The following is a 6,720-nucleotide window of genomic DNA, read 5'->3' as shown; positions in this document are numbered from 1 at the left end:
GGGGATTCCTAGGGATTTCGCTTCTAACCAGAGATGTGTATACACGGTAGCCCCTTTATAAGGGGAGGGCTGGGGTGGGGTAAAGATCTCCGCAGCTACTCAAATAAAATTATTGGTACACACTCACCCCTCGATCGAGGGGCTTTTTTGTAGCCTTAGCTCTGCTGTCACGATCGATTAGCACCGCCAAAAATAGTAGCTCATCTCCATTTATGAGACCGCAAACCCCTGTTTTTACCGAAATTTTACCCAAATAATACGCAAAATCATGAAAATCAACATAAATTAAAGCTTTCAGCGATCCAGATTAGGCTCCTAGACATTAGAATGATGCAGTGGAAATAATATTGCATCAGAGTTTCAGCAACTTCATGGCGTTTTCAACTGGCAATTAATGCTCGGAGAGAACATGTTATGAAATTGTTGGCACACATGTAACAGATTGGAGCTAAGATCGGTTACTGCGGCGTTAACCTGCTGCTAAACCGTTTGTGAGTCGAAAATCTAACTTTCCACTACCGACTTGGATAGCACTCACTCTACTAGTGATGCTGCACCAGTCCATCATTAACCTCAACAATGGAGATCTACACATGAATAAAGGTGAATTAGTCGATCGCGTAGCTGAAACAGCCAGCGTGACCAAAAAGCAAGCTGATACAGTTTTGTCAGCAGCATTGGAAGCAATTATGGAAGCTGTCTCTAAAGGTGACAAAGTTACTCTGGTAGGATTTGGTTCCTTTGAGCCTAGAAATCGCCAAAAACGTGAAGGTCGTAACCCCAGAACTGGCGAGAAAATGGAAATTCCCGCAACTAAAGTACCTGCATTCTCGGCTGGTAAATTGTTCAAAGACAAAGTTTCTGCTGACGACTAGATTAATTTAGCTGAATTTACATTCACAAAATATTCCTTGAATCGACCAAAACATGGGGGGAACCCAAGCTGGGCAGCTACAGTAGCGGGCTGTCCCCCCTCTCTGATTTTAGATTTTTCTGCGAGTATCAGTCCGCTCGGCCCTCCGCCGACAGCACTCGCAGCGATTAAGCTGCACATCGAAACACTTACAAGCTATCCCAATCCCAATTATCCCGAACTGTGTCAGGCGATCGCGGCACATCACCAGATCGATCCAGAGTGGGTATTACCGGGCAATGGCGCTGCCGAACTATTGACTTGGGCGGGGTGGGAGTTTTCCAAGCTCAACACGACGCTGCTCCCAACACCAGCTTTTGGCGATTACTGGCGATCGCTTGAAACCTTCGGCACCCGCATTATCGCTCGATCGATGATGATGGATGATGGGGAAATTGGCGATCTAGACTTTGCACTGCGCCACCTGCCAACCGCGATTCCACATTCGCTCGGACTGATAATTAATAATCCTCACAATCCTACTGGGCAAATTTGGACGCAGGAGACGATCTTGCCGTATTTGTCGAACTTTGACCTAGTAGTCATCGATGAGTCCTTCATGGACTTTCTGCCCCCTTCAGAGCAGCAAAGTTTAGTCCCCTATATCGCTAAATATCCTAATCTCGTCATCTTGCGATCGCTAACTAAATTCTACAGTTTGCCCGGTTTGCGGCTGGGCTATTGTATCGCTCACCCAGATCGGTTGCAGCAGTGGCAAAGCTGGCGCGATCCTTGGCCTGTCAATTCTCTCGCCGCTGCTGCCGCGATCGCTGTGCTTGGCGACACAGAATTTAGCCAGCTCACCTGGAAATGGCTGGCAGAGGCTCGCGATCGGTTATTTCAAGGATTAGCACAGATTCCTGGTTTACACCCCTATCCTGGGGCGGCAAACTTCATCCTCGTCAAGTCAGATCGATCGGCTACTGCCCTGCAAACCCAATTGCTCCAACAGCAGCAGATTTTAATTCGCGACTGTATGAGTTTTCCCGAACTGGGCGATCGCTTTTTCCGGGTGGCGGTGCGGACGATTGCCGAAAACGATCGGCTGCTGGCGGCATTACGATCGCTCTCAGAGGGTGTTTGAAAAGTCTAATTGCTTCGTTTTCAGTGGGTAAATCCCCCTAAATCCCCCTTTTCAAGGGGGACTAAGAATCCGGTTCCCCCCTTTTTAAGGGGGGTTAGGGGGGATTTCTAGGGCTTGCGAGTGCTAATCTATACTTTTCAAACATCGCTCTCAAGTTAGGTAAATGTGGATCGGATGCGTCAAAATTGTAAGTAGTGCATCAACTCCCCGATCGCTTCGCCAGATAATCCCAATCGCTGCTGAAAATCTACTAGATCTGTAAATTTACCATCTCGATCGCGGTAGGTGACGATTTGGGTAGCTAATACGGGCGAGATCTGGGGAATTTTGACGAGTTGGGCAACTGTCGCTTGGTTGATATTGATAGATGGTAACGCTGTGTCGCGATCGTAATACTGAAAACTTAGGACTGGGGCTAACCATTGGAGCTTGGAAATGGGGAGATTTAACGCCGCTGCCAAGTCGGAAATCGAATAAAATGCTACTCCCGCCTGACTCAATGTAACTAATTGACGGGCTTGATGGATCGAAATTCCCGGCAACCGCAGCCAGTCATCGACGTTGGCTTGATTGACATCGATTTGCACGCCCAAATCAGCAGCTACGGCGATGTCAAATGCTGATTTGAACCGATAATAAGGGTCTTCTTGAATTCGCGATCGCAAGGACATTTTGAATAACAACCGAACGGTTTGGGAAGGATCGTGGGTCATAGATACAGCCAGGTTTAGTAAGATATGTCACTGATTGTAAATCGGGAATAGTGGATAGTGAATAGTGAATAGTAATAAATTACAAGAGCTACCTTAATTAACTCCGCGTATTTTGCGGGTATTTTCTACTAAACTGAAGGCGAATTGGTCGAGGCGTTTTGAGAGTTTTTCATCGGAAATTTTACCTTCTGGAGTAAATACTTGCCATGCTTGACCGATGGCGATTTGTTCGGGAATAGCCCAGGCGTGAACCCAGCGGAGAATTACGCGCAAATCGTTGAGGGTATTGCTATTAACCTGCCCACCTAAGATGCTAATAAAGCCAGCGACTTTACCTGCAAGTTGGTCGAAACTCATCAAATCTAGAGTGTTTTTAAGTACTCCACTAATGCTACCGTGATACTCTGGCGAGACTAAGATTAGCCCATCGGCGCTATTAACTGTATCTTGCAGCCGTTTGACATCTGGATAGTTGGGATATTCAGTACCACCATCACAAAATGGTAATTGCATTTGTCTTAGATCTAAAATTTCGACTTCGGCACCCAGATCTGCTACTTTTTGAGCAGCTACTTTTAGAGCGACTTGACTATAAGAATCTGCTCTCAAACTCCCGGCAATTCCAACAATTTTTACCATGATTAATCTATAATTTATATGATTAGGGAAACTTTAGGTATTTCATTATACAGTCGGTGCGTTACCCTACGGGATAACACACCCTACAGTCTTCTCACGAATCAAATATGCTTTACCTATTTATTTCATTATCAATTAAACCCGATCGAGATACTGACGACGTTTTTGCTCGAACTCATATTCGGAGATTAAGCCATCGGCACGGAGCTTGTCTAATTCCCGAATCGATTCGGCGAGAGTCGCTACCGAATTGACAGGTGATAACGCTCCAGTCGTCGGCGCGATCGCGTTCAGATTGTCCTGAAACTGGGTATCATCTTGAGTAAGATACCAGACGGCTTCGATCGCGGAGGCGACGTGGGGAATGGGCGTCCAGGATAATAATAGATAAACTAGACCCCAACCGGGTTGTCCGAGATAAAATTTGTGAAATCCAGCGACAGGAACCGCTACGCTCGCAAAAGCTAAAACGATCGCAACTTGACGATTTTTGGGCGTGGTATTATCGAACATTAACCGATCCTCTAATACGGGAAACCGCAATTTTCACTGGTTCGAGACTGACATAAAATGTAACAACGAGCCTCGATCGTCATGTCCTCGCTCTGCCATTTTAAACTTTATTACGATAACTATCTGTCATGGGATTTTTTGATTCTGATATCATCCAACAAGAAGCAAAACAGTTGTTTGAAGATTATCAACATCTGACGCAGCTTGGCAGTAAGTATGGTAAGTTCGATCGCGACGGTAAAATTGCTTTCATCGAACGGATGGAAACTCTGCTCGATCGCTACAAAGTCTTTATGAAGCGGTTTGAACTGTCTGATGATTTTATGGCAAAGATGACCGTCGAGCAAATGAACACTCAGATGAGTCAGTTTGGGATGACTCCGATGCAAATGTTCGCCCAAATGAATCAAACACTCGATCGGATGAAGCAAGAAATTGATAAGTAGCTGGGGAGATGGGAGTTGGGAGTTGGGAGATAGGAGTTGGGAGAACGGACAGGAAAGAGAGTGAGAAGTCGGTAAGTTTTCAATCCAAATAGCGGAGATGAGAGTTGGGAGTTGGGAGTTCGGGCAGGAAAGAGAGTGAGGAGTCGGTAAGTTTTCAATCCAAAATCCACATCCAAAATCATTCTTACTCACAACTCCTAACTCCCAACCCCCAACTCCCAACTCCTAACTCCCCGGACGCTTAAACTTAGCTGGAGATGCAAAAGCTTCTACAGGCTCGTTTTTGAGTGCTTCTTTCATGAAACTCCGCCAGATCGGTGCGGCATATGTACCACCAGTTACCCCAGTACCGAGGGGGGTGAAGTCATCCTTGCCAATCCACACAGAGGCGGCTAGCTGGGGCACGTAGCCCACAAACCACACGTCGCGTTCTGAGGAGGTGGTTCCGGTTTTTCCGGCGGCTGGACGACCGATGGCGGCTTCTTTGCCAGTACCGCCACCAACTACTGATTGGAGGGCGCTATTGATTTGAGCTGTAGCCCAAGAATCGAGTACGAGAGTGGGCTGTGGGGTATTATCGAGTAAAATATTGCCATCGCTATCTGTGACGCGGAGGATGGTAGTGGTTTCGGATTGCCAGCCGTTGCTGGCAAAGGTGGCAAAAGCGCCCGCCATTTCTACTGGTGTAACGCCGACGGCACCTAATGGTAATGATACAACTGGCTCGATCGGACTTTTGATGCCCAGCGTCCGGCAAGTTTGAATGACTTTATCCAAGCCGACTTCTTTACCGAGTTTTACGGCTGGGACATTGGTAGAGTTCATCAGGGCGCTGCGAATGCTCATCGCGCCAGAATAGCCGCCGCCATAGTTACGCGGGGAATAATATCCGCTACCATCGCGGTAGCGAACGGGGCCGTCATATACTGAGGTTTCTGGCGAAAATTTCCCAGTGGCAAAGGCGGTGTAATAAACGAATGGTTTAAATGATGAACCGGGTTGCCGATTGGCGTACATGGCGCGGTTGAAACTACTTTTTTTGTAGTCTACCCCACCGACCATCGCTTTGATGAAGTGCGTGCGCGGATCGATCGCGACGAGACTAATTTGATATTTGTTGCGTCCCAAGCGTTCGTAGGCATTCTGGACGACTTTTTCGGCAGCTAGCTGGAAGTCATAGTCGATCGTGGTTTGAATCCGCATCCCGCCTTTACGAACGGTTTCGCGACCGAAGCGTTGATTGAGTTCTTCGATCGCGGCATCGGTCACGTAGGGCAATCTACTACTCTGCCAAGTTTTAATTTTACCGAGTTTAATCTTATATTCCCGCGCTTTTTTTTCTTCGGCGGGGGTAATCCAATTTAGTTCGACCATCCGTGCCAAAACTAGTTCTTGACGCTTTTTGGCTGCTTTAAAATTAATAAACGGGCTATATTTCTCCGGTGCGGCAATTGCGCCTGCCATCATCGCCCCTTCAGCGAGATTTAACTCGGAAGCATGTTTGCCAAAATAGCTTTGAGCGGCAGTTTCGACCCCATAGTTATTGTGTCCCCAATACACTTGGTTGAGGTACATCTCCAGGATTTCATCTTTGCGAAAAATCTGTTCGAGCCGAATTGACAGGACTGCTTCAGCAAGTTTGCGACTCAGTTGCCGCTTTTGGGATAAAAATAGGTTTTTGATCAACTGCATGGTGATCGTCGAACCACCTTCGCTGACGCCACCTTTTTTGAAGTTGGCAGTAATCGCCCGTCCCACACCAGTCAAGTTCACACCTTGGTGATAATAAAAGTGACTATCTTCGATCGCGAGTAGGGAACGCTTGAGATTGGGCGAAATCCGATTGAGCGGTACCACTTCCCGATTGGCTTCATCGTGGAGACTGGCAAGCTGGACGCCCTTGACATCATAGATGTAGGTAGTCTCTGTCGGTGCGTAACTGCGTAGGACGCGGACATCAGGTAAGTTGCGGAAGCTAATTGCTAGCCCCACCAATCCACCTGCCACGATCGAACTAGCCTGTAGAAGCTTTTGCATCTCCGGCTAAGTTTAAGCGTCCGGGAAGTTAGGAGATGGGAGATGGGAGTTCGGAGATGGGAGTAAGAAGTAAGAAGTAAGGAGTAAGAAAGATTGAAAATTTACCAAATCCCCGTCTCTCCGTCTCTCCGTCTCCCCGCTCCCATCTCCAGAAGGCTACTTATCGATTTCTGACTTCATGCGATCGAGAGTGAAATTCATTTGCTCGAACATTTGCATCGGGGTCATGCCAAACTGACTCATCTGGGTATTCATTTGCTCGACGGTCATCTTTGCCATAAAATCATCAGACAGCTCGAACCGCTTCATAAACACTTTATAGCGATCGAGTAAAGTTTCCATCCGCTCGATGAACGCCACCTTACCATCGCGATC

Annotated in this window: 7 protein-coding genes and 1 pseudogene; 3 read left to right on the top strand and 5 right to left on the bottom strand. The window is 47.2% G+C overall.

All coding sequences use genetic code 11. The features are described from left to right. The first annotated feature begins 593 nt into the window (after window positions 1-593). Window positions 594-875, top strand: a complete 282-nt coding sequence (locus RMO52_RS03560; RefSeq protein ID WP_309739032.1) for an HU family DNA-binding protein — start codon at window positions 594-596, stop codon at window positions 873-875. A gap of 36 nt (window positions 876-911) precedes the next feature. After that, complete coding sequence (gene cobD / locus RMO52_RS03555) at window positions 912-1,997, top strand: threonine-phosphate decarboxylase CobD (protein WP_310410895.1); 1,086 nt, start codon at window positions 912-914, stop codon at window positions 1,995-1,997. A gap of 179 nt (window positions 1,998-2,176) precedes the next feature. Here cobD and RMO52_RS03550 read toward each other — a convergent pair whose 3' ends face one another. From RMO52_RS03550 to RMO52_RS03540, 3 genes are all read right to left on the bottom strand, one after another. Continuing rightward, entirely contained in the window at window positions 2,177-2,710 is a 534-nt protein-coding gene (locus tag RMO52_RS03550) for a ComEA family DNA-binding protein (protein ID WP_310410893.1), read from the bottom strand. Between the two features lie 93 nt (window positions 2,711-2,803). After that, entirely contained in the window at window positions 2,804-3,349 is a 546-nt protein-coding gene (locus RMO52_RS03545; RefSeq protein ID WP_309739028.1) for an NADPH-dependent FMN reductase, read from the bottom strand. A gap of 135 nt (window positions 3,350-3,484) precedes the next feature. Then, the gene (locus tag RMO52_RS03540; protein ID WP_310410888.1) at window positions 3,485-3,862 is read right to left on the bottom strand and encodes an NINE protein; all 378 of its coding nucleotides are present in this window, start codon (window positions 3,860-3,862) and stop codon (window positions 3,485-3,487) included. Window positions 3,863-3,990: 128 nt separating this feature from the next. On the opposite strand from RMO52_RS03540, the gene RMO52_RS03535 reads away from it, so the two are divergent. Continuing rightward, a complete protein-coding gene (locus RMO52_RS03535) occupies window positions 3,991-4,308 on the top strand; it encodes a DUF1825 family protein (protein ID WP_309739030.1) in 318 nt (105 codons plus the stop codon). Between the two features lie 225 nt (window positions 4,309-4,533). On the opposite strand, the pseudogene RMO52_RS03530 reads toward RMO52_RS03535, so the two are convergent. Beyond that, window positions 4,534-6,309, bottom strand: a pseudogene (locus RMO52_RS03530) (transglycosylase domain-containing protein); the annotation flags it as partial. Between the two features lie 192 nt (window positions 6,310-6,501). After that, the coding region (locus tag RMO52_RS03525) for a DUF1825 family protein (RefSeq protein WP_310410882.1) at window positions 6,502-6,720 on the bottom strand (219 nt) is incomplete at its 5' end.

The sequence above is a fragment of the Chamaesiphon sp. OTE_8_metabat_110 genome (assembly GCF_031382685.1).
Lineage (GTDB): Bacteria > Cyanobacteriota > Cyanobacteriia > Cyanobacteriales > Chamaesiphonaceae > Chamaesiphon.
This window is presented reverse-complemented; position numbering and strand designations above follow the sequence as displayed.